Origin of the sequence: Vibrio sp. 947 (assembly GCF_033339115.1) — a bacterium.
Lineage (GTDB): Bacteria > Pseudomonadota > Gammaproteobacteria > Enterobacterales > Vibrionaceae > Vibrio > Vibrio alginolyticus.
The window spans coordinates 104,797-128,280 of record NZ_JAWOTX010000003.1 but is presented as its reverse complement, the minus strand read 5'-3'; the positions used below and the strand labels follow the sequence as shown (position 1 = coordinate 128,280).

Genomic DNA, 23,484 nt, shown 5'->3' with positions numbered 1-23,484 from the left:
TATTCAGTGCCTCGGTCAGTCAAAATTCTCAGTATTAGCATAGGTCGAGCTCCAACGTCGAAGTATTCTCTCTGAGTGCTTTTCTAAGGTTGTTAGGACTTTTCTTACTGGCTCTAGTCAACTAAAGCTTGTACTTGCCTATCTGTCATCGGACTCTCAGCATCCTTTAACACCGCCCAACGAAGAGCTTTTTGCATGTCATTGTTTTTCGAGCGTCATCAACAGCTCGTGTAAATAAATACACTACATGGAACCAGTCGAGAGTAACATCCGCTTTCGGAAGCTCATCTTTGACACCACTCCAACCTGCCCAGGCACATAGATGAGCTTTATAGTGAACTCGAGGTATTTTCGCTGTGATATAGCAATGGTGCTGAAAAAAGTTGAGATGGCGCCATGTTTTATCGGTTATAAAAAAACAACCATTTTCGCGGTGGCTATTGTTAACTGATCTTCATGATAAGAATTCAGAACGAGACAATGAGTATGCAAGCTTACGAAATGGACGTGGATAAGTACTTTAACGAATAGCTCGGTATTTTTTGCCAGAGGGAGTCTACTTATGTTTAACCCATGAAAGTAATAGACATGTCATTTACATTATTTTTTAAAGTATGCCTAGATATAAGCTTTGACATGACTTATTTTTGAGAATTGGGGCGGTTCTAGGCTAGCACTTGAGAGCATTAGGACATAGTATCGTCTCACGCGTGGATATGGGTTGACCTATGTACAATATTGGCAAACAAATGACTAAAATACTGGTTTCCCTTATGAGTGCCACAATATTATTGCTCTCAACAGGTTGTAACGCAGATATGTTTAATTTCTTCAAATCAAAAAAGTTTCAATACATACTTAGCTCAGAGATCACTGGTCGCTTATACTTAGACGGGAAAGCGTTTACTAGCGAGGTAGTTTATCTACACACGGCTTTTTCTAAAAACCGTTATATTACCGAGACAATTACGTCAGAAAATGGTTATTTTCATTTCGAACCTACATACCACTATCAGACGTTTAAAGAACCTGCCCTTCATGAATCCTCTAGCTACATTGGTATTTACATTTTTGTAGATGGCAAAAAATACTACTTACTAGAGGCTCGCTTTTCTGACGTGAAACCCTATGAATTTATTTCAGATAATCTTCTTGATTTAAGTTGTGAGATTAATTCGGACGAATATCGTTACTTTTTTAAAAATAAATTTGTTGAGAATGGCCTCGATCTTGAAATTATTAGTAGGTGTGATTTGAAAGGATTTTCTGAAAAAATATTACTAAATAAGGACACGTAATGGCAAAGTTAACACCAAAAATGGCTTCAGAAATAGCGGATATTCCTTACAAAGCTTATGAAAATAATGGCCGTTTTATCATGCCGGGCAAAAACAGTTTTTCAAATCACTTTTCTTTTTCTGAAAACGATGTATTTGATGGTTTTACAGGCGGTGTAGCGGGTTTATCCAATGTACCGGTATTGCGTAAAGTTATCCCTGGCTTGATGAGAACTTCAGAGGCGTTTGCAGTGGTTGGCACTGGTAAAGGTTCTACATTTGAGAATGAAATTGTCATTTCAATTCGAGGAACACAAAATGCTAATGATTGGATCACAAATGCGAATATAGGGGTGAAAGGATCACCAAACGGTTCGCCCGCTCATGCTGGTTTCAACAATTGTTTTCAAAGTCTTAGCCCCAAGTTGAAGCAGTATATTATGCAGATGAATCCTAAACCAAAACGTATACATTGCGTTGGGCACAGCTTAGGTGGAGCGCTCGCATCACTTTGCGCTGATTGGGTGCGTAGTGAGATGAAGGTCAGAACCACCTTATACACCTTTGGCGCTCCTAGAGTTGGTCTGGAAGCATACGCACGCTCATCGGAAAAGCTAAACGATGGTGTTTATCGATGTACGCATGGTGCTGATCCTGTACCAAAAATACCGCTTTGGCCATTTATTCATGCTCCAATCTCAACAGGCGAGTACCGCTTGGACTCTGGCACTGGATTAAGCATATCAGCCCATTTGATGGCAAGAAACAAAAATCCGGGTTACTTAAACACTGCTTCCTCGGATTCTTGGGGAGCGTTGAAGAGGAAATCGAATGACCACTTATTTACCCCTATCCGTCTAAAGTATGAGCAACGAAATCAAGCTTCTTTTTCGGAGTATTGGGCAGATAGAATACAGGGCGCACTTATCACCTATTTGAAAGATGTGGCTCTTTTGTCAACGGTAACGATTCAAGCAGGCGTGATTGCTGGCTTGACCTTTTATGATTGGCTTTCAAGAAAGCTAGAAGCCGTTGCTAAATCATCTAAGCGCAATGAAGAGCAACTAAAAGGCTTATTAGGCCATATGCTTGTTTTTGCCGGTCACTATGGGACCATCATTGAGGATCTATCCGCCCGATTCATTAGATGGGTTTTCGAAAGAACCATTGGACGACTAGTCAGAGTATCTAAACAAGCGATATCGTTGCTAAGTTAACCTAACCATTGCAATGGCATAGTAACGTGATTGCTTAGTTAGAGGTGAACTCATCACCTCATAAGTTAACTGGTGACATTGACATAACGCCGCTAAATGGGATTCTTATTAAGCACTTTTTAGATGAAACTTTCTAACCAAATCGGGGCGCGATTTATCAAAACGAATTTGAAAATAATGAATTTTTCACTATTTTCAAATTCGTGATTAGGATCCAAAATGTAGGTTTACAGTTTCAACTGTTTTTGGATTTCTGTTGGAAAAGTAACTTAAACAATTGACATTAAATAGATTTAATGGGAAATAGCTCTTACAAAACCCGAACTGCGCCCCCTTCCAAGCTGATGATGATGTAGGTTCGATTCTCGCTGTACACTCCATTCTCATAGGCTACTTTCCCTAAAACTTCGAACGCCTCCCATGGGGCTCGAATCGCAATTCCATGGATAGCCCCCTCAAATCGAATAAGTTTCTTCCGCATAGAAGTTACCTTTAGACGCATAAGTCCAACACTGGCCACATGAACTTTATTAGGGAAAATCCAACAAACTAACGAATGTCAAACCTTTGCCGAACATAGTAATCGAGCAAAAATGCTTTAGAAGTTGGCGTCATCACTGTAGGCTCACAATAAACTATCTCATTGTCACTTTTTTGGTTCAGTTTACACACTAACTCCGCAGCACACTTAAGGAGTCCATATACTGGAAAGACGCAACCAGAAACACCGAGTGTAGTGGTTCAGATTTTGAGTCTGAATCAGAGCTACCCCATAAGCATCAAACCCTAAGATCAAAAAAGCAAACCCACGGACTCGCTTTTTTTGTTAGCTCTCTTTTGATGCCGCGTGCTGCTCTACCATAAACGTGATCGCTTCTTCATTTAAGCAAGATTTGCTGATGTATTGGCGTTGTTTACCAAGGTGAAGGATAAAGCCCAAATCAGTTTGTTCGAGTTGGTCGATTTCATTCCAAGCGAGGCTGCGGTCAACTTTACCGCTTTTGTAGCGCACGCCATCTGCATTCACTTCAAACACCACTTTACTGCCGCGGCTTGAGCTGATGGTTTGACGCCACAGCCACCAAGTTCTTTTGAAGTAAACGCTGCACGCTTCAATCACACTCAATACGATAAAGAACCAACCGACGTAACCGTTAGGTAGCAGTTCAAACTCCAATAAAACCACACCAAAAATTAGAAAGAGGATCCCTTTCAAATACGCTTGCGGGAACTTAACTGGCTGGCTAGTTTGATCATAACACTCAGCAAAAAATGGCTTGTCGAGTGTGTATTCTGTAGTGAATTCGAAATCTTTAGACATGTATGGTTACTTCAAGGCTTCTGTAAATGAGTATTCTTGGTTGCACTCTTGCAACGCGAGCATTGTAGCGCTTCTCTGGCTTTATCTTTAGCCCTTTTGATGCTGTTTTGTAAATCAATGATAACGAAACATTAGAAGGCCTCGGTGCACTTGCCAAGATCAGACAAGGCGAACCACCTGGCTCGCCTTGTGAATTAATGACCTATGTAACTTCTTGAGGTTTTTACTTTAGAGGGTCGTTGTCTGGCAACGCACTGTGTATCCATACTGCCAGCCGGTGTTTGATGCTTGCGCCGTCTAGCTTGCTTTCCGGTAGTGGCGTGATCTGTTTGGCGTCGACCAAGAATAGGTAAATCGCTTTTACTCTCAGAGGTTGTGGTGACTGAGGAAGGTCAAAGCCTTGTAGCTTCGCCATCTTCCCACCAATCTCTAGTGCCTTCTTAACCAGTTTGTCTTCATTGTGAAGCTTGGAGCTTTTTGACATTTATAAATCCTCTTCTTCGCTTCAATTAAGAATACATGAAGTGTCGCGTATGGCGTGTTAGTAAGCTCGCATATTGATAAGTTTATGCCTTCTTACCGAGTAACTGATTGAAAAACGACCTTAATTCGTCATCACCAAGATTGAGCAGGTAGTCACCAATATACCATTCAACAATCGATTGATTTGGATGTGCCGTGACTTGCGGGTTACCAAACCAAATGCCCTTTTCCGTGGCAAACGTGTGTTGGAGTTCTTTCAACTCTTCGCAGCTAAATGGCAGGATAAGGTGCAACATATTTGCTTGAGGCTGGGTTGGTCTTACCGCCAAAGATGGGAACTCATCAATGATCTTGTAGATTTGTTTTGTTCGCTCAAACAGAGCCCGCAGCTGCGCCAACCTTTCATCGAACGGCATTGCCGCAGACACTACATAAGGTGTTCTACTAATGATTTATTTAGAACAGAGATCATGCTCACCGTAAACGAGCCACTTTGGCAAATATGCGGTTTCTGGAATTGTCCAGCCATACTTATCGTATGCCAATGCAGCAAGACCAATCAGTTTCAAAGAAACATTCCCTTTTGGCGAATAACGAACATCTTCATTCATGTAGAACTGGTAATGCGCCTCTAACGCATCTCTCAGTGCTTGTTGATAATGCGCCTCATCGCCATCGATAATGGCAACAAACACATTCACAAATGGAATAAACAAAGAGTGTACATATGGCACTCTGGTTGATTCTAAGTATTGCGGAGAAGATTTCTCCATCACAGTTTGCAATAACTCAGGTAATGCTGATGAATTGCTAAATACACCGTTAACGAACTCGACCAACGCAACATCGAAAGGATCTTTTAAACGCACTAACGACACATCCATGATGGTCATCAGCTCTACGCAGTGCCAATCTCTCGCTGCCATCGCTAAATAGATTTCATCCAACCATGCATCCATTGTTCCTCCTGCAACAGAACGGTTACCTACTTCCGAAAAATGTCGGTGCCCAACGGAGAATTCAACAACTTGGTCTGAATGATTGGCCAGCAAGTAGACGTTATTCAGTAACTCAAGTGCTCTTTTTATATAAGCTGGCGAGGCCTGATGTTGTCCATATTTTGAAGCAGTGAAGAATGAGTGGAGCGAATGCCAAGCATCGCCTTTCATTCTTTTGAGAGGTTGCTGATAAAAAGATTGTTTTTCATCAAGCATTTTTTCCCAAAAACTATAGAAACGTTCGTCTTCTTCACGAAAAATACGCAATTTTCTTTCTTCAGGTATCTCTAAATAGTGATTTTTCATTGGTTCCATCGTTCCCTAGCCTCGCATTATAAGTTGTTCTAATTTTTTGCCGTGATGATAATCATCCTCAAAATCAAGCAGTGAATGATGCCGAAGTTGTTTTATGAAATCAATTTATAATCAGCACCTTACATCGAAAAGCAATACTTAGTTGAAATGAACCGAAAAGCCGAAAAACATTTGAAATATAAGGCTACCGCACAAGCCGCGATGGGTAAGCCAGAACGTACCTGTCCATAAACAGTGGACGACGAACACTGACTTTGTGGAGTAAAGATAGACAGATATTCACCATTGTGTTCGCCTTTCTTTTTCTGTCGCTTTCGATAATACTCTTGCGCAATATTACTCAGCTGGAAAATTTTATGCCTCAAGCAAACTCTGTGGTCGTACTCGACTTTGAAACCACAGGTCTCTCTCCTACTTTAGGTGATCGCGCAATAGAAATTGGTGCAGTAAAGTTAGTCAATGGCGAGGTTGTCGATAGTTTTCAGCAACTCATGAATCCCGGTTTCAGAGTGAGTTCTTTCATTGAGAACTACACCGGCATTACCAACAATATGTTGCGATCGGCACCAAGCTGCGAAGAGGTAATGGCGTCATTTAGTGAGTTCATTGCTGGCGAGAACCTTGTCGCTCACAACGCGTCCTTCGATAAACGATTTTTAGATGCAGAGCTTGAACGAATCAACTGTGGTTATTCGGGTGAGTTTGCTTGCTCCTTACTGGTAGCAAGACGGCTCATTCAAGAAGCCCCATCACATAAGCTAGGTGAACTTGTTCGCTATAAAAATATCGACAACGACGGTGTTTTCCACCGTGCACTAGCCGATGCGCAAATGACAGCCAAGCTTTGGCTCTTAATGGTCGAAGGGATAGAAAACTCAGGCGTCGAAAAACCAAGTTTTCAGTTGATGCAAACGGTCAGTAAAACAGCCAAAGGAAAAGTCGACCTGCTACTCGCCAAAAGCCGTGCGTAACACCCTCCGAACTAAAAGCTGATTCTAGTCTCTTCGACGTTTAAGTGATTTTCGATATACATGCGATATTGGTTATCCCAGTTAATTTCCTGATCCGAAAGCGGTAGTTCGCTGGTCTCACCAACCAAACTGGCTTACTATGCCAGGTACCTAAAACGCTTTGTGAGTCACTCATGAGCAGAAAAAATAACAAAAATCTCAGCATTCTTCTTAAACTCAACACCTTTGTTTCACCTTATAAATGGCGTGTTGCTGCTGCCTTAGTTGCCCTAATCGCAACAGCCAGCCTAACGCTATCCGTCGGCTACGGCGTGCGCATTCTTATCGATCAAGGCTTTGCTCAGCAATCACTGCAAGAGCTTACCAATGCGATTCAGTTTATTGTCGGTGTCACATTGTGTATTGCCATTGGGACTTTCTTTCGCTTTTACCTTGTCTCTTCCGTAGGTGAGCGCGTTAGTGCGGATATTCGCCTTGCGGTGTTTAACCATGTGATTACGCTGCATCCGAGCTATTTTGAGACCAACAGTAGTGGCGACATTATGTCGCGCTTGACTACCGATACCACATTGCTGCAAAGCATTATTGGTTCATCGTTCTCGATGGCGATGCGTAGCGCTTTGATGTGCTTTGGGGCCATCATAATGTTGTTTGCCACTAACGTTAAGCTCACGCTGATTGTGCTTGCTTCTGTGCCTTTGGTTCTGGTTCCGATTTTGTTTTATGGACGACGCGTGCGTGCGCTCTCTCGCCAAAGTCAGGACTCAATGGCCGATGTCGGAAGCTACGCTGGAGAAGCGATAGAGCATATTAAAACCGTGCAAAGTTTTAGCTCAGAGTCGCATGAACGAGCGGCTTTCGCTGTCGAGGTGGAAAAAGCTTATGAAGTAGGTAGACAGAGAGTAAAGCAGCGAGCGATCCTGATATCAGGCGTTATTGTGATTGTGTTCAGCGCGATTGCAGGCATGCTTTGGGTAGGCGGCAGCGATGTGATTCACGGAAAAATGTCTGCGGGTGACCTAGCCGCATTTGTGTTTTATGCCATTATGGTTGCCTCATCGACTGCAACCATTTCCGAAGTCATGGGTGAATTGCAAAGAGCCGCAGGTGCTACCGAACGGCTGATTGAGATCCTTCAAGTAGCCAGTGATATTAAAGCGCCAAGCAACCATTTGCCTGTCCGTGCCGACATGCCTGCTGAGGTTAACTTTAATTCAGTGAGTTTCAACTACCCTTCTCGCCCAAATCAACCAGCTATCAAAGAGTTAAATCTAACCGCTGATCAAGGAAAAGTGTTGGCGTTGGTCGGCCCTTCTGGTGCAGGTAAAACAACACTATTCGAACTGCTGCAACGCTTTTATGATCCGCAAAAAGGGCAAGTGTTGTTTGGTGGTGAAGATATTCGACAGTTCGATCCAAACGAGCTTCGACGTCAAATGGCGCTCGTACCACAACAACCAGCGCTGTTTAGCCATGATGTTTTCCATAATATTCGCTACGGTAATCCTGAAGCGACGGATGAACAAGTTATCGAAGCCGCGAAAAAAGCCCATGCCCATGAGTTTATTGAGAAGCTTCCCGAAGGCTATCACAGCTTTTTAGGGGAGCGCGGCGTTAGGCTATCAGGCGGACAAAAGCAGCGCATTGCGATTGCTCGCGCGATTCTAAAAGATCCAAAAATCTTACTGCTAGACGAAGCTACCAGCGCCCTTGATAGTGAAAGTGAACATCACGTTCAGCAAGCACTTGAAGCTCTAATGAAAGGACGCACAACGCTGATTATTGCTCATCGTCTTTCGACTATCCAACATGCGGATAAAATTGCGGTGCTCGACAATGGCGAGTTAGTCGATGTTGGTAACCACCAATCATTAATGCAAAGCTGTGAGTTGTATCAGCGACTTGTGGCATTGCAATTTAAGCACTTGGAGTAACGCCTAGTTAAGCGTTCAAAAGTAAGCAAAGGCGGACCAAATAATTTAATAACAGGAGTTTAACGATGTTTTTGTGTCAGTCCAGCGAGCCTTGGCGAGACTAAGAATCTAGCTCTGAGTGGTTAATGAGATAATTTAGACCATGAAGAGCTAGGATAGAAGATCCCACATCATGTCCCATCGTCGCTGTACAAGGTGACGAAATACAAAAGATGCCACTCGCAGTTAAACGAGCGGCATTAAACCAAGCAGCTCGCCTTTTAACAAAGGAATTCCAGTAAGAATCCAGTAACCAGCGTATTCTCCCTTCAACTAGAAACACTCGTTCACAACTACCATATAAAACCCAATCAACTTCATTTGTAACAATTAAGGTTTCAAAAATAGGAAATCATTACTGAAAAAGTTTACCGCGTTTTGTGTTGCTATCTATGGTTACAATGTTTGAGACATCAATGCCTTCAAACCAAGCAACACAAAAGCGGCACCGATATGAACAGCGAAGCGAAACAACTATTTTCTTATCTATGTCAGCGATACGATGCGCTTTCTCAAGAGCTTGAGTCTCGCCCTTTTCCTGAATTTTCTGAGACTATTACTCATCCTCTTGGGCACTGTTTAGTCCGTTGCCCAGCAGGTAGCCAACGCTTTTCTATTGTAGCAGTCAACTTTGCACCCTCCGTTCGCGGGCAAGGCGTGCTTACTGCATTTATCGACTACATCAAAAGCAATCCTTACCACTACCAAGGTGTTGAGGTTGCAATCATTGAAAACAAGAACTTAGCTAAACGGCTTTTGTCTCTTGGCTGGAAGTACAAGTCCCTGTTTGGCAAGATTTTCTTCGCTAGCAAGCCAACCCTAGTAAAGGACTTTCAGTCTGCGTAATAGTTATTACGAAACCGCATCGACATCCAAAGTAAAACCATCACTCAAAATCCGTAAGCATGTTGAAAAAAACTTGGCGATCTTCTGCAGTACTTCCTCGATGAGCAGTGTATTCAACGTGCGCGTCTGCGCTGGCTTTTGGGGATAGATTGATGCCCCATAACGCATTAATTTGGTTTGGTACGATGGAATAACGCATATCAACAATTCGCATTTCATTATTCGGATCCGTCGCTACAAAACCGTTTGAAAACCAACGGAAACGTTCGATGTCTCTTGCTTGTTGCGATTGCGGGTTTAGCCACGGAAATTGCTCTTTTATATTTAACTTTGGAGTTGATTCGCCAGGGTAAATTTTTATTGAACGCCCCACCCTTACGGCATCTACATAGTAGCTCTCTTCCGTTTCATAAATTAGTTTCCAAACCAAAAGATTGCTAAAGCTTGGTTTGGCTTTTAATTGTATAGCGTTGTGTTGTCGCTCTTTGACGATTTCCCAACCAGCTGCTTCTGCTCTATCTCGTTGGATCATTCCAAGGCTTAGGTAAGCCAGACACCATAAAAATGCAATGCGGGCATAGTTTGGGCTTCGCTTCAGTGCAGCAAACAAAAGCAATATTAAAATAGGGAGTGTGAACGCGGGGTCGATTACCGAAATAGTGTTCCAAGCATAACGCGTGTTGCTTATCGGCCATAGAAGCTGTGTTCCATAACTGGTGCATGCGTCTAATAACGCATGGGTACTATAACCAAGCGCGCAGTAAAACCAACTCTGCCGGAAGCTTAGTCCTCGCTTTTTTGCGAACAATGGATACAACACCAAAGCACAAATGAAACTACCAAACGGGATAAACAAGAGCGAGTGAGTAAATTGGCGATGGTATTCCAAATACAGCAAAGGATCAGTTGAAGAACGGATGAGCACATCTAAATCCGGAGCCATCCCAGAGACCACGCCCAACACGCCAACAACTGCAAGGTTTCGCTTGTTGCTCACCGCCAGTGGCAAAGCTGCTCCCAATAAACCTTGCGTTAACGGATCCATCGTTCACTTCCTTTAGATAGATGAAGCTCAGCTGGAAAGCGTACACGCTCAATAGTCGGTTCCAATTTAAAAACCAGAAGGTTCTTCGACATAAATTATCCGCATTTAAGTGGAAAATAATACACGACTTAGTCATGCATTTGCTTGTTTAGCAACAAACACCTTGATTTAGTGTAAGAAGGAATCACGCCGTTCGCTAGTGAACGAACAAATCTGAGTCTAGGCTTGTTTGGTATTTCAAACCCGAAGGTTTATCTGACGCGAAAAAACAAGGCGAACCCAATGGCTCGCCTTGTTTCTAATTTACTGAACGATAAACGACAGGCGTTTAGTCTTGAGGATTCTCTTTCGCGTTGATTTCAGCGTAAGTGTGTAGCAGCTCCGTCAATGTTTTTACCCACGCAAAAACATCCGAAGGTACATTTTCGATTAGTTTTTCCACTAGAGCACAGTGTGTTTCTAGCGTGATGGCCTCTTCCAAACGGAATGAGATCGCGTAGAAATGCCAAAGCACCAATCGCGTCATTCGCTCGCTATTTTGCTTTGCGTTATCTGAGTCATCAAACGCTTGTTGAATTTCACTCAGTGCGATTGCTGTCATGCGTAGCATTGCATCAAGACGTGCAGACAACATGCGGTCTTCACTATCCACTTCTTCTTGATCAAAAGTGAACAGCTCATTCATCACGTCTTCTGGCACCATTTTACTGATCATACGAGCACTAAACTCTTCCAGCTCATGGCGAGGCATAGTTACAAGACAATCGAAGGTGTAATCACGAAGCATAAAATCACTCTAGGTTAGAAATCAATTTCAGCCTCGCATTCTAAATATTGAAATTTCAATTGCCAGTGTTAATTTCTATCCATCTACGAAAAACTACAAAACACCGTTGATTGCAATACCAACACCAATCCGCTGCTGATTATGATCATAGTCGATCAAGCTCTTACCATAACCCGCTGAGTATTGTGCGTACCCCTGAACTTTGCCCCAAATCGGAAATGACACACCCAGTTCTGCAAAACCCTTATGTGTTTGAAAGTTCTGGCGACCTAAAAAGGTAAACTCGTAACCATTCCACTTGTAAGCACTCGATAGCTCAAAGTGTCCCATATAGTCTTCGATATCCGGGTTATCATCACCTTTGGGATCATTAGGCGATGTCTTTTCATCTTCAGGTATACGCCACCAAGGCTGGATAGAAACCGCAAAATTGTCTTTTGCAAAGGTTACGTTGGCATAGACACGGTTCCAACTGCGCGATAGCTCCTGTCTCTGACCGTTAGACTCATGTTCAATACCAAAACCTAACCAAGTCGAACCATCAAGTGGTTTCCAGTCAGTTGGGGTGTAGTAAAAAAGCTCTGGACGATAATTGGTTTCACGGAATGGACGAGATGCTGCACCCGTATATACCTGCCAAAATGATTTAAGAGTCATTCCAAAAAACAGACCATCGCCATCAAACAACAAGTCATCATAGTTCATTGGTACTTTAAAACTGATTTGGAACTCCGCCTCTTCCTTACGCAGTTCATCGCCGTATTTGGTGTCGGCATACGCGCGTTTATTTACACGATCACTGTATGTAAACGGAAGAATATAGTTAACGCGATGCGCGACTAGGCTAAACGGTTCAAACGCGTTTTCTCGTTCTGATTCCAAACGCTTGTCGACCAAGCTTTCCTGAAGTTCTTCTGGCTCTTCAATTTCTGGATCAGCGGGCACTGTACTGGTTACTGTGTCAAGCTCACACTGCCCGCGAATGCTCTTTATGGTTTCCTCACCTTTGCTTTGCTTTATTTTGTCTAGCAAACATAAATCATAAGCACTGGCTGTTTCTCCCATCGCAACTGGCGCTGCCAATAAACTCAGTATTGATATCCCTGCCACTTTTGAAGCCATCTGAAACCCCTAATATTCTTTATGTCAAACCAAATAATTTTAGTTTTTCTTGGTAAACCGCTTGCCATTCTGACGTTAAGACAATGTTAAATGTCTGCCGACTTTACATCTTGGATAAATGCAACAGACTTCGAACATATCGGCCAACTATGAGCAAAGCGCAAAAAACAACCAAGAGTTGAGCATCATAGATAAAAACCACTCGTTTGCATGATGCTCATGTTCTCTATGCAAAATACTGGCTCGTAACTTTGATTGCAAACCCGGCTATGAATAAACCCAAACCATAACCCAAATGCGCCAATGTGCTAAGAAAACGCGCTTTCCAAGGTGTTGGGGTTTTACTCGCAGCAAAACCAAATCCTAGACAAGGTTGAATGACCAAAAATGGGAAGATCAACGTTACCACGCCTGTAATTAAGCTGGGCATTAGACTGGGCTCTACCAACCAATGATGACCAAAAACAGTAACGTGAGCCAAAGCGAAAGTAACGCCGATGGCATAATGAAAAAACCAGCCCAGTGACTTTTCTCCCGGCATCGCCTCTGACGCCATAATTGGCGCATGCATAAGCTTTCCTTGGGGCATGTACAAAACCCAGCGCGCAACCAACGCATAGTTTAATGAAGGAATACCAAACACTCTCCTTTGTAACCATGCCCATAAATCCATTATCAAAGTGGCACCAATCCCTATTAGCACCGCTTGCAATCCCATTAAAAGCAGCATTTTTCTCTCCTCATGTTTTTGATTTGTTAAGGTCTTAGTTGCATGCTACAACTTAAAGCCAACTTGAAGTCAATGGGGAATAATATGGATATTGCAGAAGTGGTTAGAAAATCAGGATTGCCGACTTCAACGCTCAGGTACTACGAACAGCTGGGGTTAATTCGCTCGATAGGAAGGAATGGATTGAGACGCCAATATTCACCAGAGGTACTCAATACACTCAATTTAATTAGTTTGGGGCGTATCGCTGGAATATCGCTTAACGAAATGGCAGAAATGTTGAATCAATCAGAAGTTTCAAAGCCATATATCGATCGTGACTTACTAACGAAAAAGGCACTTGAGATTGATGAGCAAATAAAACGTTTGAAAGCGGTGCGAGACAACCTCAACCATGTCGCCACCTGCCCTCATGAGTCACATATGGACTGTTCTTCATTTCAGAAGCTTATGAAGGTCGTAAAGCGTTATGTCCCCCAAAAGCAGAGATAAACCGCTCTCCCTACCGTCCTATTCTTGATTTACACGGAAGTAACTCGCGGTTGTGAGTTACTTCCTTTCATATTACTTAGCTTGCGATTTTACGTACTTCTTCACTTTTTTCATCGCCATTTTTTGCTTTAACGGTGAAAGGTAATCAATGAACAAGTTACCAGATAGGTGATCAATTTCGTGCTGCATCACAATCGCCAAGAACTCATCGCTCTCGATTGTAATCGGGTTGCCATCACGGTCTAGTGCAGAAACAGCAACTGACGTGTAACGCTCTACATCTGCGTAGTACTCAGGAACAGATAGGCACCCTTCTTGACCAAGTGCTTTGTTTTCTCCGCTCACCACTTCTGGGTTAACCAAGATTAAAGGATCATTGCGTTCGTCAGAGATATCGATGACAACAACCGCCTCTTTTCTGCCCACTTGGGTTGAAGCTAAACCGATACCATTGCCCGTTGCGTAAAGTGTTTCTAGCATATCGTCTATCAGCGTTTGTATTGTCGATACATCAGTGACTTTTTCTGCTTTTACTTTAAGCCTTGGATCAGGAATTGAGAGAATTTCGAGGACTGCCATACTTACCTTTCATATCTATAAATCGTAATTCGTGGCGAATTATACACACGTTTCTCGATACATAAACCTGCTAAGCTATCTTGCGCACAAGGCATAAACCATTAACTCAAACGACAACACAATAAATGGGTTTGCCTTTTAGACAAAAAATCCTACAAACAGGAAACTAAAACGCCAGCACATTATGGCTGACGTCTTGTCATGATCCTAATTGAATCGTTTGTTGTATTTTATCTACTGACTTTCCTTGGCTTTGAGTAATACTCTAATCGCCATTTTCTCACCACTTTTTAAAATTAAGTAGGCGATGCCAATCGTTATTAGCATTATGATAGCAATAAAAATACTTACCCCACCGAGCTCAGATAATAAATAAAACGGAGAAATATCTAACGACATTAAGATAAGAGAGAACACTACCAAACTTGCTAAAGTCCACAGTAAAACAGCATACCATCTTGTTTTTGATGGCATTACATCTCCAGTCTTGTAGCCGAAGTAATAACCAACACTCATGGCTGGGATTAACGTGCTAAGAAAGCCTGTACCACTCATTTCTATCCCAACAATATATTCAATGGCCAACAGCAATGCTGCCCAACAAAGGGACGCCAGACACAACAGAGACGTAACAAGAAGTACCGATGGTGGCTGGTTTATTTCTGATTCTGAATAGTTATTTTTTAATTCCACTTTCATTTCCCTCCATTTATTTGAATAAAATAAGCGTTTTAGATCATGCTTCCGCTTGGACAACCTAGAGAAACAACACCGCCATAACTCGTTGTTGGCGTAACTACCATGACTAAATCAACAGGAAGAAACACAACGTCCGTTGCTAACGACAAAGGAATGTCAATCAATGAAAGTGGGTATAACGCGATAGAAGTAATATCAGATCTTAAATAGCAAGGTTGTCGCGCAACTGATAACGCGGTGCCTGAAAACGGCTTTCCGTATCCGCCACCAGCATGCGCATCTATAGACGAACACCCCACCATTAAAGATGCTGACACCACAAGAAATACAACTTGTAGCTTTTTAAATAGTTTTATTTTCATTTAACCTAGATTCCAACTAACTATTATTTTTACAACTAAACCCTCTCTCAAATTGTATGTTCAATGAATTTACTCATATGGGCCAAGTGCAACCATGTTAATACGCTCTATGTATTAGAAACAATTCATTTATTTCCAATGACACTAGTGAGACTATGCGACGTGATTGGAATCTCACTTAAGTTTTCATGGACCTATCGCGCTGAAAATTGAATCCTCTACCTGTCATAGAATAAAAAGCCGTCAAAACCAGTGGTTCTGACGGCTTTTTATAAGCGCCCAGGGGTCATTACCTACACAATTACTGCTTGAAGCTTATCTAGTGACAGACCTAGATAGCTAATAGTCATCCTTGCTATCGGAGGACTTTATTGGCTTTTACGCGGACTTTAACTAACACATCACCATCGACCAACCTAAGGTCGAATATTGGTGAATGTCGCGGTGGCGACTCCATCACTTTGTGACGACAACGATTTTACGTCTGCGCTAAAGTAATACGGATTAAGTGGCATTTTATTCTCTGCTGGTCGCGTGTAGTAAAGCTTGGCGGGCTGTTTTGCCATTTGTTGCGCGTACAAATACCCGACCAACGCATGTTCAAACTGGTGGTAACCATTTCCCCAATGGAACGCTTTGGTTGATTTAGGACTCAGACCGACTCCTCCATATTGATGATCCACCCATACGTCCATAAAAGTGGGTAACGTGTATTGAAGCGTTTCTTTCATCGAACCATCGACAAGAGAAACTGTCATCGCCGCTTGATCGAGTTCTGCCCATTCCCAAGACGAACTGTAATGCTTGTGCGGTCTTGATTGCCAAGCAGGAATGCTATCTTGTGTCCATTTACTCTGCCATTCTGGTGAGAAGAGCGCTTTGACTTGCTCAAAGTTTTGCTGGTATTGCGCTTGTTTAAGTGTATGTTTCATTCCTTTGAAGCCAAACTCTGTCCAATTGGAATTCTCCAACAACTGACCAGTGAGATACGTCATCCAATACGCTTTGATGGTGTGTCCAAAATCATTGTGTTTCACATCTGGCATCATTACCGCTTTGTGGTGTATCGCGCCATAAAAACGCTGCTCTTTGACGGAATGGTAGTTATCTAGCATCACTTGCGTCAGCCATTGCAGATCTTGCTTCCACTTGGCTTGCGTTGGCGCTGGTAAAAGTGGCGCCGTTAACAACAGATAGCCATTGATCTGGTCAAGTTGAGCGACTAGCTCTTGCTGCTTCGCACTTTCCCCATCACCGTCTTTCAAAACCCACGCCAGACCGCGATCATCGCTTCGTCGGTATTGTTTAAATATAAACGCTTGCTGGTCGATAAGCGCTTGTTCGACCTTTGGATCTTGCGTTAAGTAGTAGTACATCGCCAACCCCACCAAGGCGTAAGCTTGGTCTTGAGAAGTTCGTTGTTGCCACTCCATCCCCGGTTTTCCACTACGCGTAAAGCTCACGAAGCCGCCGTTTTTCTCATCTTGTAGGTGATCAATCAGGTAATAAGCACCTTTCTTTGCCAGCTCTAATGCTTGCTTGTCACCCGTAAGATGAAAAAGCACGCCATAAGCGTAAGTTTGGCGCGATTTCATGCGGGTGTATTCGCGATCGAAGTGCGGGCTAATCCACCCTTTGTTTAATTCATCACACGGCTTTTGTGGGTCGAGAATGACACCGTTATCACAACGAAATGTCGGAAAATTCCCCGCAGGTTGGGCATGCGCGCTTTCCATCATCCAATATGGGGCTAGGCCATTCGTCACATGGTTTAACCAATCATCCCCCGAAGGCAGGCCTACATCAGCAAAGCTGTTTATGCTCGTCGTTGCGAGGAATAAGGTAAGATATTTAAAAGACATAATGCTCAATTAAGTTATTGAATTTTATCCAGTATAAATAACTCCCTTTACGCATATTGTTGTCGTGCTCACAATCGCCTTACGCATTTGTTTGCATCAATCATCTTTCAGCCTTGTTCGATGACTGAGCCGAGAATAAACGCTACTCTGTCTTCGACTGACATTTTGGGCACTTCGATCAATTGATAACCAAATTTGTGATAAGCGCTGGCCATCTGTTGATACGTAGCCACCGCTTCAGAAAAATCTTGCTTTCGCTCTTCGTCGTTGCTGAATATCGATGCCCAAGGTGGAAAAATGAATACTTGAGATTGATAACGAAGCGTCTGGCAATGCGTGATGAGCTCATGCGAGATTGGCAGTTGTTCCAACTTACTGTAGCCATATACGTCCACAATACTGCGATCAAAAAACACGTCCCCTTGGTGAGCATTGAAAGCTCGGTAATTGCTCACTTCTGCCTTCATCATTTCGTCTCGAAAAGCTTGTTTGTCATTCCAAGGTAATGCTGAACCGTGATTGGCAACCTGCGTTTGTATTATTTGACGGCCGGTTTCTGGCGCGCAGATAAAGCCTTGTGTTTTTAGTTGTTCGATAACCGAGGTTTTTCCTGCACCGGGACCACCAGTGAATACGATGAGTTTGTTCAAAATCTTTTCCTTATTTTTTTGTTTGAGTGAAGTAATGAGTGTACAGCCAAGAAAATTGGCATCATTTGGCGTTTGAAATTGGCATGGCATTTGGCACGCCAGCGTTAAGCGAGATCGTTAGTGGAAAGTTTTGGGGTAGAAATGAGCAGTGGAAAATATTGATGAAATGAAAGCTTAAACGGCGTGTTCATCGGTTATGGAAAACGGAGGAATGCTGAGCGAAGCAAGCTCGCCCAAAATACTCGGTTGGGAAGTGGTGCGATTGGTTCTGATGGTTAACACGTCAATTGGCTTTCTATATCAAGAAAATGGCACCTAAGCCTAAGAACGCAAAGAAACCGACGACATCGGTAACGGTTGTTAATACTACCGAGCCAGCCACGGCGGGGTCAATGTTAAACTTCTTCAACGTGAATGGTATCAACGTACCCGATGCCGCGGCCGCCAAACTATTGAGGAAAATTGCACAACAGATAATAAGCGCCAATGGCCAAGAGTCAAACACCATGTAGACGACACCCGCGATGACTAATCCCATGATCAAGCCATTAATGGTGGCGATTTTTAATTCCTTATTCACCAATAGCTTCAAGTTACTTTGGTGCAAGTGGTTCAATGCGATACCCCGAATGGCCACCGCTAAGGTTTGGCTACCTGCGATGCCGCCCATACTCGCCACAACGGGCATTAAGATAGCAAGCGCAACGACTTGCTCGACCACATTATCAAAAAGCCCAATGATGGCGGAGGCTACGAAAGCGGTCAGCAAGTTAATCACCAACCAAAGTGCTCTTAGCCTTGTAGCCACGCTTAATGGTGTAAACAAATCTTCTTCGCTTCGTACGTTTTCTGCCACTACAGCTTGTAGGCTGAGTTCACGCAAGGTAATCGCGATGGTCGCCATCGACAAGACGCCCATAATTTTGCCACCAGCCATGATAGGAAACCAATGTGCTCCACCATCAATCGAGACTTGTTTGCTGACGCTTTGAATCGTTTGAATATCTTCTAGAATTGGCGTAACTACGGTCAAGTCGGTAAGTTTGATATGATTTTCGTGCAGCAACAGGGTTTGCGGCTCTATCGTACCAATCACACCACTTGCATCACGCACAATAATCAACCGCACTGGACTTTGCCCACGTTTTAGCAGCTCGGTTTTGATGCCTCCTACGCTGTTTTTAGGGTTTGCGACCAGAAAGTGAGGCTCGGCATAACGTCCAACTTTGTTGTCTTCATACGACAATGCTTGTTGGATATGCGCGACAGACTCTTCACTTTGATCAATAAGGTATTCATCTACAAATTCGGTCGGTAGAAAGTCCGCAAAGATGATCAGTTCTGAATCCGTTATGTACGTCAAGCGTTCATGTTGTAAGTCTTTATTGAGTGATTGATGAATGTGCTTGGCGGTGTCGTATCGGAGCAAATTTAATACCGTCCAATACTTCTCAGGCGGCACTGCTTCTATGACACGTTTACGGTAAGCAATGTTGACCGATTCCAAAATGTTCGCAATCTGTGCTTCTTGATAGTCTTTCAAAAAGCTCAAGTCTTCGGTCGATTCTATCGCTTTAATGATCTCAGCAAGCAAATGTGGCACTTTGCGGTTAATTTGCAATTGGTTGGAATCTATCATTACTTTTACCTATAGCTTTCACTACCACATTCGCCGCATTGACGATATGTGCTATCCGAAGGCATGAATTCTTGATGTTAAAATTCTAGGCGATAGTTGACTTAATTGCGGAATTTATATTTCGCTCGCAGAAACAAAACGCCTCTGCATCAGTTCATGGTATAGACTTGAATGTGTGTCAGGCTCATTCGCCTTGTTTGATAATGGAGTAATCAATGGCACCTGTATTTTTTCTGACTCAGCAGGCCGCCTTACCAAGTCGTAAGGTTCTTCGTAAAGTGATTCAATTTTCGACAGCGTTGGCTCAGCCTATTGTGGTTTTAGTGGAAGACCATCGCCGAAGTGAAGATCACGCATTCGCTCATTTTCTCAGTTTCAACTCTGACCATATAAAAAAAAGACAAGCTGAGTTTGAAGCTTGGACCTTAAAGTTCAACGCATTAGTTGTCGAACTTTGTGAAGAAGAAGAGCTTGAAACACCAACGCTCTCTTACGAGCATTTCAAAGGGAGCCATTGGGTTGAGCAAGTTGCGAAACGACTTGTTGACCACACTGACTTACTGCTCGTGGGACACTTTAACAAACACGAGATTCAAACGATGCTCACAGAACTAGCACAACAAGATTGCGACTTGTTGCTACTGAGTGAGCGTTCATGGCCTTCTCACGCCAACATGCTTTGTGCAATCGACCCACTTCATCGAGGGGATGAAAAGTCGATAGTAGATAAAGCCATCGTCTCGCGAGGCTCAAAATTAGAACAAACCTTAAGCGGGAAAATGACGCTCGTTTACTGCCGATACGTCGCGCCATACCTCTCTCGCTATCGTGCAGAGATATTAAGCAATCAAAAAGCAGGCATTACAGATTTTATTAGTGCGCAAAAGTTAACGCGAGTTCCATTACTATTACCGGAAGGAAACCCTGAAACGGCGTTACCAAAAGCAGTTAAGCAATCACAAGCAGCGATTTTGATTATGGGGGCATGTAAACGAAGCATGTCATCTCAATTTTGGTCTGGCAGCACTGTAGACACGTTACTTGACCAACCACCTTGTGACCTACTGTTGGTCAACAGCTCCAAGGGCTGACTAGGTATTCCCTATTAACCTATCCTTTCAATACCAAGCGCAGTTATTGGCTCTTTACATCTTCTAACTGCGCGGCTTCATGCTCTGCGTTCAAGGCTTGTTTCTGCTGCTGTTTTATCTCATCCCAACTGCGTCCCGACTCAATCGCAGATACACGCTGATCGTATTTGTTGCAGGCTCTTTCGAGTACTTTCTCAGGATCTATACCCTTTTCTCTTTCCAGCGCTTTTAATACGTTAAGATAGTTCCACAACACATCGCCTAACTCGTCTTCCAAATGACAAAGGCGATCCTCACGAATCTCTTCGCGGACTTCATCAACTTCTTTGCCAATGGCCTCCAGATAAGTCTCTACGCCTTTAAACCAAGTATTGGTTTGGTCATATTGAGATTTTCTCGTCGCAATTGCATACAGCTCATCAAATTTCTTCATTGCCTCTCCGTAGAACACGTTTTTATTTATGCCTTTTTAGGACGAATAAACTTCCCTTTAGCCGTCACTCTAACTTCGCTATTGACCCGTAATTGAGCCACCAGTTGATATATACCGCGTCGTTCACCTTCACAGTGTGCAGTAATCGTGACTCGATCATCTAACTGAATAGGTGCATGGTAGCGCACATCCAACTGCGCCGTAAGGGCTTGAATGTCTCTAGATAACAAACAATGCGTCATTGCACCATCGAGAAGCGAACTGGCAATACCACCATGTAACAGGTCTGTGTAACCTTGATGACGCGGTAAAACGTGAAACTCTCCGACAACAGAGTCATCGGCTAGGTATTGGTAGTTCACGGCCAAAGAGTTCGGATTCACATTAATTGAAGAACAAACCGCACATTGATGATGAGATTCGTGAGTGTAATGACAGTAGCTGTTTGTGGACATGATAGTTACTCGGTTTCTCAAAAGAGTAATTAGCATATGCCAACAATTAAAAAGAAACGGCGAGTAATCTTTGTTTGCATGTTGCAGGGCCAGCAACCTCGCTTTTCATAACACTAAATAATCATTTTAATAATTAACGATAATTTCCAGTTTATTTAGAGTGGCGATATGGTTTGCATAGTGATTACGCAACGTTATGAAAAGGCGACTTATGAAGTTTCTCCACACGATGATCCGTGTAGCTGACCTAGACAAATCTATCGAATTTTATACAAAAGTTCTGGGAATGAGTGTTTTGGATCGTTTTGAAAACCAAGAATACCGTTACTCACTGGTGTTTGTTGGTAACCCTGATCAACCAGATGGCGCGACCATCGAGCTAACTTATAACTGGGATACCGACAGTTACGACTTGGGTAACGCATTCGGACACATGGCACTGGGGTCTGAAGATATTTACGCCGCTTGCGAAAAAATTAAAGCGCTTGGTGGCAACGTTACTCGCGAGCCAGGTCCAATGAAAGGCGGAGAAACTCACATCGCGTTCATTAAAGATCCCGATGGTTACCAAATCGAACTCATCCAAACTCACAAATAACGAGGTTTCCTATGACAGACGCATTATTTCAACCCATTCAACTTGGCTCTCTCTCATTAAAAAACCGTATCGTTATGCCTTCGATGACGCGCTCTCGTGCTTCTCAACCAGGTAATATCGCTAACTACATTATGGCGACATACTATGCTCAACGTGCTGAAGCGGGCCTAATCGTTGCTGAAGGCACACAAATTTCGCCAATGGGTCAAGGCTATGCATGGACACCAGGCATTTACAGCCCAGAGCAAATAGCTGGCTGGAAAAAGGTAACTAATGCGGTGCACGAGAAAGGCGGCGTTATCTTCGCGCAATTGTGGCACGTTGGACGTGTGACTCACCCTGATAACATTGGCGGTGAGCAACCTATTTCTTCTTCTGCGCTAAAAGCAGAAAACGTGAAAGTATTTGTCGATAACGGCACAGACGAACCGGGTTTTGTCGACGTGGTTGTGCCACGTGAAATGACCAAACAAGACATCAAGAACGTTATTGAAGAGTACCGCCAAGCCGCACTAAACGCGATAGAAGCCGGATTCGATGGTATCGAGCTTCATGCAGCGAATGGCTACTTGGTTAACCAGTTTATCGATTCTGAAGCGAATAACCGCACCGATGAATACGGTGGCTCTATTGAAAACCGTCTGCGTTTTCTTGGTGAAGTGATAGAAGCGATGACGCAAGCTATTGGCGCTGAGCGTGTTGGTGTTCGTCTTGCACCATTCACTTCGTTAAATGGCACCGTTGATAGTACGCCAGTCGAAACCTACACCGCCGCTGCAGCGCTGCTTGATAAACTCAATGTGGTTTACATTCACATTGCTGAAGTGGATTGGGACGACGCGCCAGACACTCCGCACGACTTTAAAACCGCAGTTCGTGAGGCGTATAAAGGTACACTGATTTATGCCGGTCGTTATAACGATGAAAAGGCGCAACACGCGATCGAAAGTGGTTTAGCTGACATGATTGGCTTTGGCCGTCCGTTTGTTGCAAACCCAGACTTACCAAGCCGCATCAAGCATGGCTATCCACTGGCAGAACATGACCCTGCCACATTGTTCGGCGGCGGTGAAAAAGGCTTAGTGGACTACCCTGCGTACCACGCGGGTTAATTCATCTACGTAAAGCTGATTCGCAACTCGCGACAAACCAATAGCGAAACCAAAAGAACCTTGCTCTTCCCCCTGTAACGCCAAGATGCAGGGTTCTTTTTAGGCAAGCCACCAGAATTAACGTCTTTGACAAGATGTACAACCTCGACACGCAGAGCGCGTCTTTTTACTGAGCAAACTGCGTTGTACTTTACAGTAGGCGTTTTTCAGTGCGCGGCGGCCTGAAAACCAATCATCCGGTTTAGTGAGGATTAAGTAGCCGTTAAACCTCTTAACCAACTCGGTTCGATTGTTTTCGATAAATCTGCTATCAAACTCGATGTCGAAGTAATCCAAAGCCTCTTCGATACAAGTAAAGCTGGCAATTTTTTCCTGAATCGTATTCTCTGTCATCGTTTCTTTAGCGTAATCATTTTCAATGAAGTCT

At 43.4% G+C, this 23,484-nt stretch carries 26 protein-coding genes and 1 pseudogene; 9 read left to right on the top strand and 18 right to left on the bottom strand.

Annotated elements, in window-relative coordinates:
- Positions 1-166 precede the first annotated feature (166 nt).
- Complete coding sequence (locus R7Q39_RS29280; protein ID WP_372082027.1) at positions 167-349, bottom strand: transposase; 183 nt, start codon at positions 347-349, stop codon at positions 167-169.
- Between the two features lie 400 nt (positions 350-749).
- Here R7Q39_RS29280 and R7Q39_RS04980 point away from each other — a divergent pair, with 400 nt between their 5' ends.
- A complete protein-coding gene (locus R7Q39_RS04980; RefSeq protein WP_242013371.1) occupies positions 750-1,298 on the top strand; it encodes a DUF6795 domain-containing protein in 549 nt (182 codons plus the stop codon).
- Complete coding sequence (locus R7Q39_RS04975; protein ID WP_104980635.1) at positions 1,298-2,494, top strand: lipase family protein; 1,197 nt, start codon at positions 1,298-1,300, stop codon at positions 2,492-2,494. Before R7Q39_RS04980 ends, R7Q39_RS04975 begins: the two co-directional genes overlap by 1 nt.
- Before the next feature lie 826 nt (positions 2,495-3,320).
- Here R7Q39_RS04975 and R7Q39_RS04970 read toward each other — a convergent pair.
- The 4 genes and pseudogenes from R7Q39_RS04970 to R7Q39_RS04955 form a co-directional block, all read right to left on the bottom strand.
- Positions 3,321-3,815, bottom strand: a complete 495-nt coding sequence (locus R7Q39_RS04970) for a YcxB family protein (protein ID WP_213886079.1) — start codon at positions 3,813-3,815, stop codon at positions 3,321-3,323.
- A 223-nt stretch (positions 3,816-4,038) separates the two neighbouring features.
- Positions 4,039-4,299, bottom strand: a complete 261-nt coding sequence (locus R7Q39_RS04965; protein ID WP_005376453.1) for a DUF5062 family protein — start codon at positions 4,297-4,299, stop codon at positions 4,039-4,041.
- 82 nt (positions 4,300-4,381) lie between these two features.
- Positions 4,382-4,750: pseudogene (locus tag R7Q39_RS04960) on the bottom strand (threonine aldolase); the annotation flags it as partial.
- On the bottom strand, positions 4,751-5,611 hold the full coding sequence (locus R7Q39_RS04955; protein ID WP_318075831.1) for an immunity 49 family protein: 861 nt from the start codon (positions 5,609-5,611) through the stop codon (positions 4,751-4,753).
- A 356-nt stretch (positions 5,612-5,967) separates the two neighbouring features.
- Between R7Q39_RS04955 and R7Q39_RS04950 the strand changes: the two genes are divergently transcribed.
- The 3 genes from R7Q39_RS04950 to R7Q39_RS04940 all read left to right on the top strand — a co-directional run bounded on the left by R7Q39_RS04950 (position 5,968) and on the right by R7Q39_RS04940 (position 9,401).
- Entirely contained in the window at positions 5,968-6,582 is a 615-nt protein-coding gene (locus R7Q39_RS04950) for a PolC-type DNA polymerase III (RefSeq protein WP_169644072.1), read from the top strand.
- A 173-nt stretch (positions 6,583-6,755) separates the two neighbouring features.
- A complete protein-coding gene (locus R7Q39_RS04945; protein WP_262658310.1) occupies positions 6,756-8,516 on the top strand; it encodes an ABC transporter ATP-binding protein/permease in 1,761 nt (586 codons plus the stop codon).
- Between the two features lie 492 nt (positions 8,517-9,008).
- Complete coding sequence (locus R7Q39_RS04940) at positions 9,009-9,401, top strand: hypothetical protein (RefSeq protein ID WP_005376463.1); 393 nt, start codon at positions 9,009-9,011, stop codon at positions 9,399-9,401.
- A 40-nt stretch (positions 9,402-9,441) separates the two neighbouring features.
- Here the strand turns inward: R7Q39_RS04940 and R7Q39_RS04935 are convergent, their stop codons facing one another.
- From R7Q39_RS04935 to R7Q39_RS04920, 4 genes are all read right to left on the bottom strand, one after another.
- The gene (locus R7Q39_RS04935) at positions 9,442-10,446 is read right to left on the bottom strand and encodes a metal-dependent hydrolase (protein ID WP_206969559.1); all 1,005 of its coding nucleotides are present in this window, start codon (positions 10,444-10,446) and stop codon (positions 9,442-9,444) included.
- A 328-nt stretch (positions 10,447-10,774) separates the two neighbouring features.
- Positions 10,775-11,233, bottom strand: a complete 459-nt coding sequence (locus tag R7Q39_RS04930) for a hypothetical protein (RefSeq protein WP_054577846.1) — start codon at positions 11,231-11,233, stop codon at positions 10,775-10,777.
- A gap of 93 nt (positions 11,234-11,326) precedes the next feature.
- Positions 11,327-12,355, bottom strand: a complete 1,029-nt coding sequence (locus tag R7Q39_RS04925; protein ID WP_053349142.1) for a phospholipase A — start codon at positions 12,353-12,355, stop codon at positions 11,327-11,329.
- 226 nt (positions 12,356-12,581) lie between these two features.
- A complete protein-coding gene (locus tag R7Q39_RS04920; RefSeq protein ID WP_318075830.1) occupies positions 12,582-13,085 on the bottom strand; it encodes a DUF2938 domain-containing protein in 504 nt (167 codons plus the stop codon).
- A gap of 42 nt (positions 13,086-13,127) precedes the next feature.
- On the opposite strand from R7Q39_RS04920, the gene R7Q39_RS04915 reads away from it, so the two are divergent.
- Positions 13,128-13,577 (top strand): helix-turn-helix domain-containing protein, encoded by a 450-nt coding sequence (locus tag R7Q39_RS04915; RefSeq protein ID WP_411979163.1) that lies wholly within the window; start codon positions 13,128-13,130, stop codon positions 13,575-13,577.
- 72 nt (positions 13,578-13,649) lie between these two features.
- Here R7Q39_RS04915 and def read toward each other — a convergent pair whose 3' ends face one another.
- From def to R7Q39_RS04885, 6 genes are all read right to left on the bottom strand, one after another.
- Positions 13,650-14,156, bottom strand: a complete 507-nt coding sequence (gene def / locus R7Q39_RS04910) for a peptide deformylase (protein ID WP_262602352.1) — start codon at positions 14,154-14,156, stop codon at positions 13,650-13,652.
- Between the two features lie 234 nt (positions 14,157-14,390).
- Positions 14,391-14,855 (bottom strand): ABZJ_00895 family protein, encoded by a 465-nt coding sequence (locus R7Q39_RS04905; RefSeq protein WP_318075829.1) that lies wholly within the window; start codon positions 14,853-14,855, stop codon positions 14,391-14,393.
- A gap of 32 nt (positions 14,856-14,887) precedes the next feature.
- Entirely contained in the window at positions 14,888-15,217 is a 330-nt protein-coding gene (locus tag R7Q39_RS04900; protein ID WP_005376478.1) for a YceK/YidQ family lipoprotein, read from the bottom strand.
- Positions 15,218-15,633: 416 nt separating this feature from the next.
- Positions 15,634-17,079, bottom strand: coding sequence for an AGE family epimerase/isomerase (locus R7Q39_RS04895; protein ID WP_318075828.1), 1,446 nt, complete (start codon positions 17,077-17,079; stop codon positions 15,634-15,636).
- Between the two features lie 107 nt (positions 17,080-17,186).
- A complete protein-coding gene (locus R7Q39_RS04890; RefSeq protein ID WP_130545342.1) occupies positions 17,187-17,729 on the bottom strand; it encodes an AAA family ATPase in 543 nt (180 codons plus the stop codon).
- Positions 17,730-18,024: 295 nt separating this feature from the next.
- A complete protein-coding gene (locus R7Q39_RS04885) occupies positions 18,025-19,368 on the bottom strand; it encodes a magnesium transporter (protein ID WP_186585352.1) in 1,344 nt (447 codons plus the stop codon).
- A 215-nt stretch (positions 19,369-19,583) separates the two neighbouring features.
- On the opposite strand from R7Q39_RS04885, the gene R7Q39_RS04880 reads away from it, so the two are divergent.
- Entirely contained in the window at positions 19,584-20,459 is an 876-nt protein-coding gene (locus tag R7Q39_RS04880; RefSeq protein WP_213877285.1) for a universal stress protein, read from the top strand.
- Positions 20,460-20,502: 43 nt separating this feature from the next.
- Here R7Q39_RS04880 and R7Q39_RS04875 read toward each other — a convergent pair whose 3' ends face one another.
- Together R7Q39_RS04875 and R7Q39_RS04870 are read right to left on the bottom strand one after the other, a co-directional pair.
- Positions 20,503-20,892: a MazG nucleotide pyrophosphohydrolase domain-containing protein gene (locus R7Q39_RS04875; protein ID WP_005376487.1), complete on the bottom strand. Its 390-nt coding sequence runs from the start codon at positions 20,890-20,892 to the stop codon at positions 20,503-20,505.
- A gap of 26 nt (positions 20,893-20,918) precedes the next feature.
- On the bottom strand, positions 20,919-21,347 hold the full coding sequence (locus R7Q39_RS04870) for a PaaI family thioesterase (protein ID WP_104976129.1): 429 nt from the start codon (positions 21,345-21,347) through the stop codon (positions 20,919-20,921).
- A 211-nt stretch (positions 21,348-21,558) separates the two neighbouring features.
- Here R7Q39_RS04870 and gloA point away from each other — a divergent pair, with 211 nt between their 5' ends.
- Complete coding sequence (gene gloA / locus R7Q39_RS04865) at positions 21,559-21,945, top strand: lactoylglutathione lyase (protein ID WP_053303545.1); 387 nt, start codon at positions 21,559-21,561, stop codon at positions 21,943-21,945.
- 11 nt (positions 21,946-21,956) lie between these two features.
- Positions 21,957-23,057, top strand: coding sequence for an alkene reductase (locus R7Q39_RS04860; RefSeq protein WP_318075827.1), 1,101 nt, complete (start codon positions 21,957-21,959; stop codon positions 23,055-23,057).
- A gap of 117 nt (positions 23,058-23,174) precedes the next feature.
- Here the strand turns inward: R7Q39_RS04860 and R7Q39_RS04855 are convergent, their stop codons facing one another.
- Complete coding sequence (locus R7Q39_RS04855) at positions 23,175-23,450, bottom strand: nitrogenase-stabilizing/protective protein NifW (protein ID WP_005376494.1); 276 nt, start codon at positions 23,448-23,450, stop codon at positions 23,175-23,177.
- Positions 23,451-23,484: the final 34 nt, after the last annotated feature.

Bases quoted from the DNA above. Each gene is read 5' to 3' on its own strand.
- R7Q39_RS04980 (WP_242013371.1), top strand. From the start codon at position 750: ATGACTAAAATACTGGTTTCCCTTATGAGTGCCACAATATTATTGCTC.
- R7Q39_RS04975 (WP_104980635.1), top strand. From the start codon at position 1,298: ATGGCAAAGTTAACACCAAAAATGGCTTCAGAAATAGCGGATATTCCT.
- R7Q39_RS04970 (WP_213886079.1), bottom strand. From the start codon at position 3,815: ATGTCTAAAGATTTCGAATTCACTACAGAATACACACTCGACAAGCCA.
- R7Q39_RS04965 (WP_005376453.1), bottom strand. From the start codon at position 4,299: ATGTCAAAAAGCTCCAAGCTTCACAATGAAGACAAACTGGTTAAGAAG.
- R7Q39_RS04955 (WP_318075831.1), bottom strand. From the start codon at position 5,611: ATGGAACCAATGAAAAATCACTATTTAGAGATACCTGAAGAAAGAAAA.
- R7Q39_RS04950 (WP_169644072.1), top strand. From the start codon at position 5,968: ATGCCTCAAGCAAACTCTGTGGTCGTACTCGACTTTGAAACCACAGGT.
- R7Q39_RS04945 (WP_262658310.1), top strand. From the start codon at position 6,756: ATGAGCAGAAAAAATAACAAAAATCTCAGCATTCTTCTTAAACTCAAC.
- R7Q39_RS04940 (WP_005376463.1), top strand. From the start codon at position 9,009: ATGAACAGCGAAGCGAAACAACTATTTTCTTATCTATGTCAGCGATAC.
- R7Q39_RS04935 (WP_206969559.1), bottom strand. From the start codon at position 10,446: ATGGATCCGTTAACGCAAGGTTTATTGGGAGCAGCTTTGCCACTGGCG.
- R7Q39_RS04930 (WP_054577846.1), bottom strand. From the start codon at position 11,233: ATGCTTCGTGATTACACCTTCGATTGTCTTGTAACTATGCCTCGCCAT.
- R7Q39_RS04925 (WP_053349142.1), bottom strand. From the start codon at position 12,355: ATGGCTTCAAAAGTGGCAGGGATATCAATACTGAGTTTATTGGCAGCG.
- R7Q39_RS04920 (WP_318075830.1), bottom strand. From the start codon at position 13,085: ATGCTGCTTTTAATGGGATTGCAAGCGGTGCTAATAGGGATTGGTGCC.
- R7Q39_RS04915 (WP_411979163.1), top strand. From the start codon at position 13,128: ATGCTACAACTTAAAGCCAACTTGAAGTCAATGGGGAATAATATGGAT.
- def (WP_262602352.1), bottom strand. From the start codon at position 14,156: ATGGCAGTCCTCGAAATTCTCTCAATTCCTGATCCAAGGCTTAAAGTA.
- R7Q39_RS04905 (WP_318075829.1), bottom strand. From the start codon at position 14,855: ATGAAAGTGGAATTAAAAAATAACTATTCAGAATCAGAAATAAACCAG.
- R7Q39_RS04900 (WP_005376478.1), bottom strand. From the start codon at position 15,217: ATGAAAATAAAACTATTTAAAAAGCTACAAGTTGTATTTCTTGTGGTG.
- R7Q39_RS04895 (WP_318075828.1), bottom strand. From the start codon at position 17,079: ATGTCTTTTAAATATCTTACCTTATTCCTCGCAACGACGAGCATAAAC.
- R7Q39_RS04885 (WP_186585352.1), bottom strand. From the start codon at position 19,368: ATGATAGATTCCAACCAATTGCAAATTAACCGCAAAGTGCCACATTTG.
- R7Q39_RS04880 (WP_213877285.1), top strand. From the start codon at position 19,584: ATGGCACCTGTATTTTTTCTGACTCAGCAGGCCGCCTTACCAAGTCGT.
- R7Q39_RS04875 (WP_005376487.1), bottom strand. From the start codon at position 20,892: ATGAAGAAATTTGATGAGCTGTATGCAATTGCGACGAGAAAATCTCAA.
- R7Q39_RS04870 (WP_104976129.1), bottom strand. From the start codon at position 21,347: ATGTCCACAAACAGCTACTGTCATTACACTCACGAATCTCATCATCAA.
- gloA (WP_053303545.1), top strand. From the start codon at position 21,559: ATGAAGTTTCTCCACACGATGATCCGTGTAGCTGACCTAGACAAATCT.
- R7Q39_RS04860 (WP_318075827.1), top strand. From the start codon at position 21,957: ATGACAGACGCATTATTTCAACCCATTCAACTTGGCTCTCTCTCATTA.
- R7Q39_RS04855 (WP_005376494.1), bottom strand. From the start codon at position 23,450: ATGACAGAGAATACGATTCAGGAAAAAATTGCCAGCTTTACTTGTATC.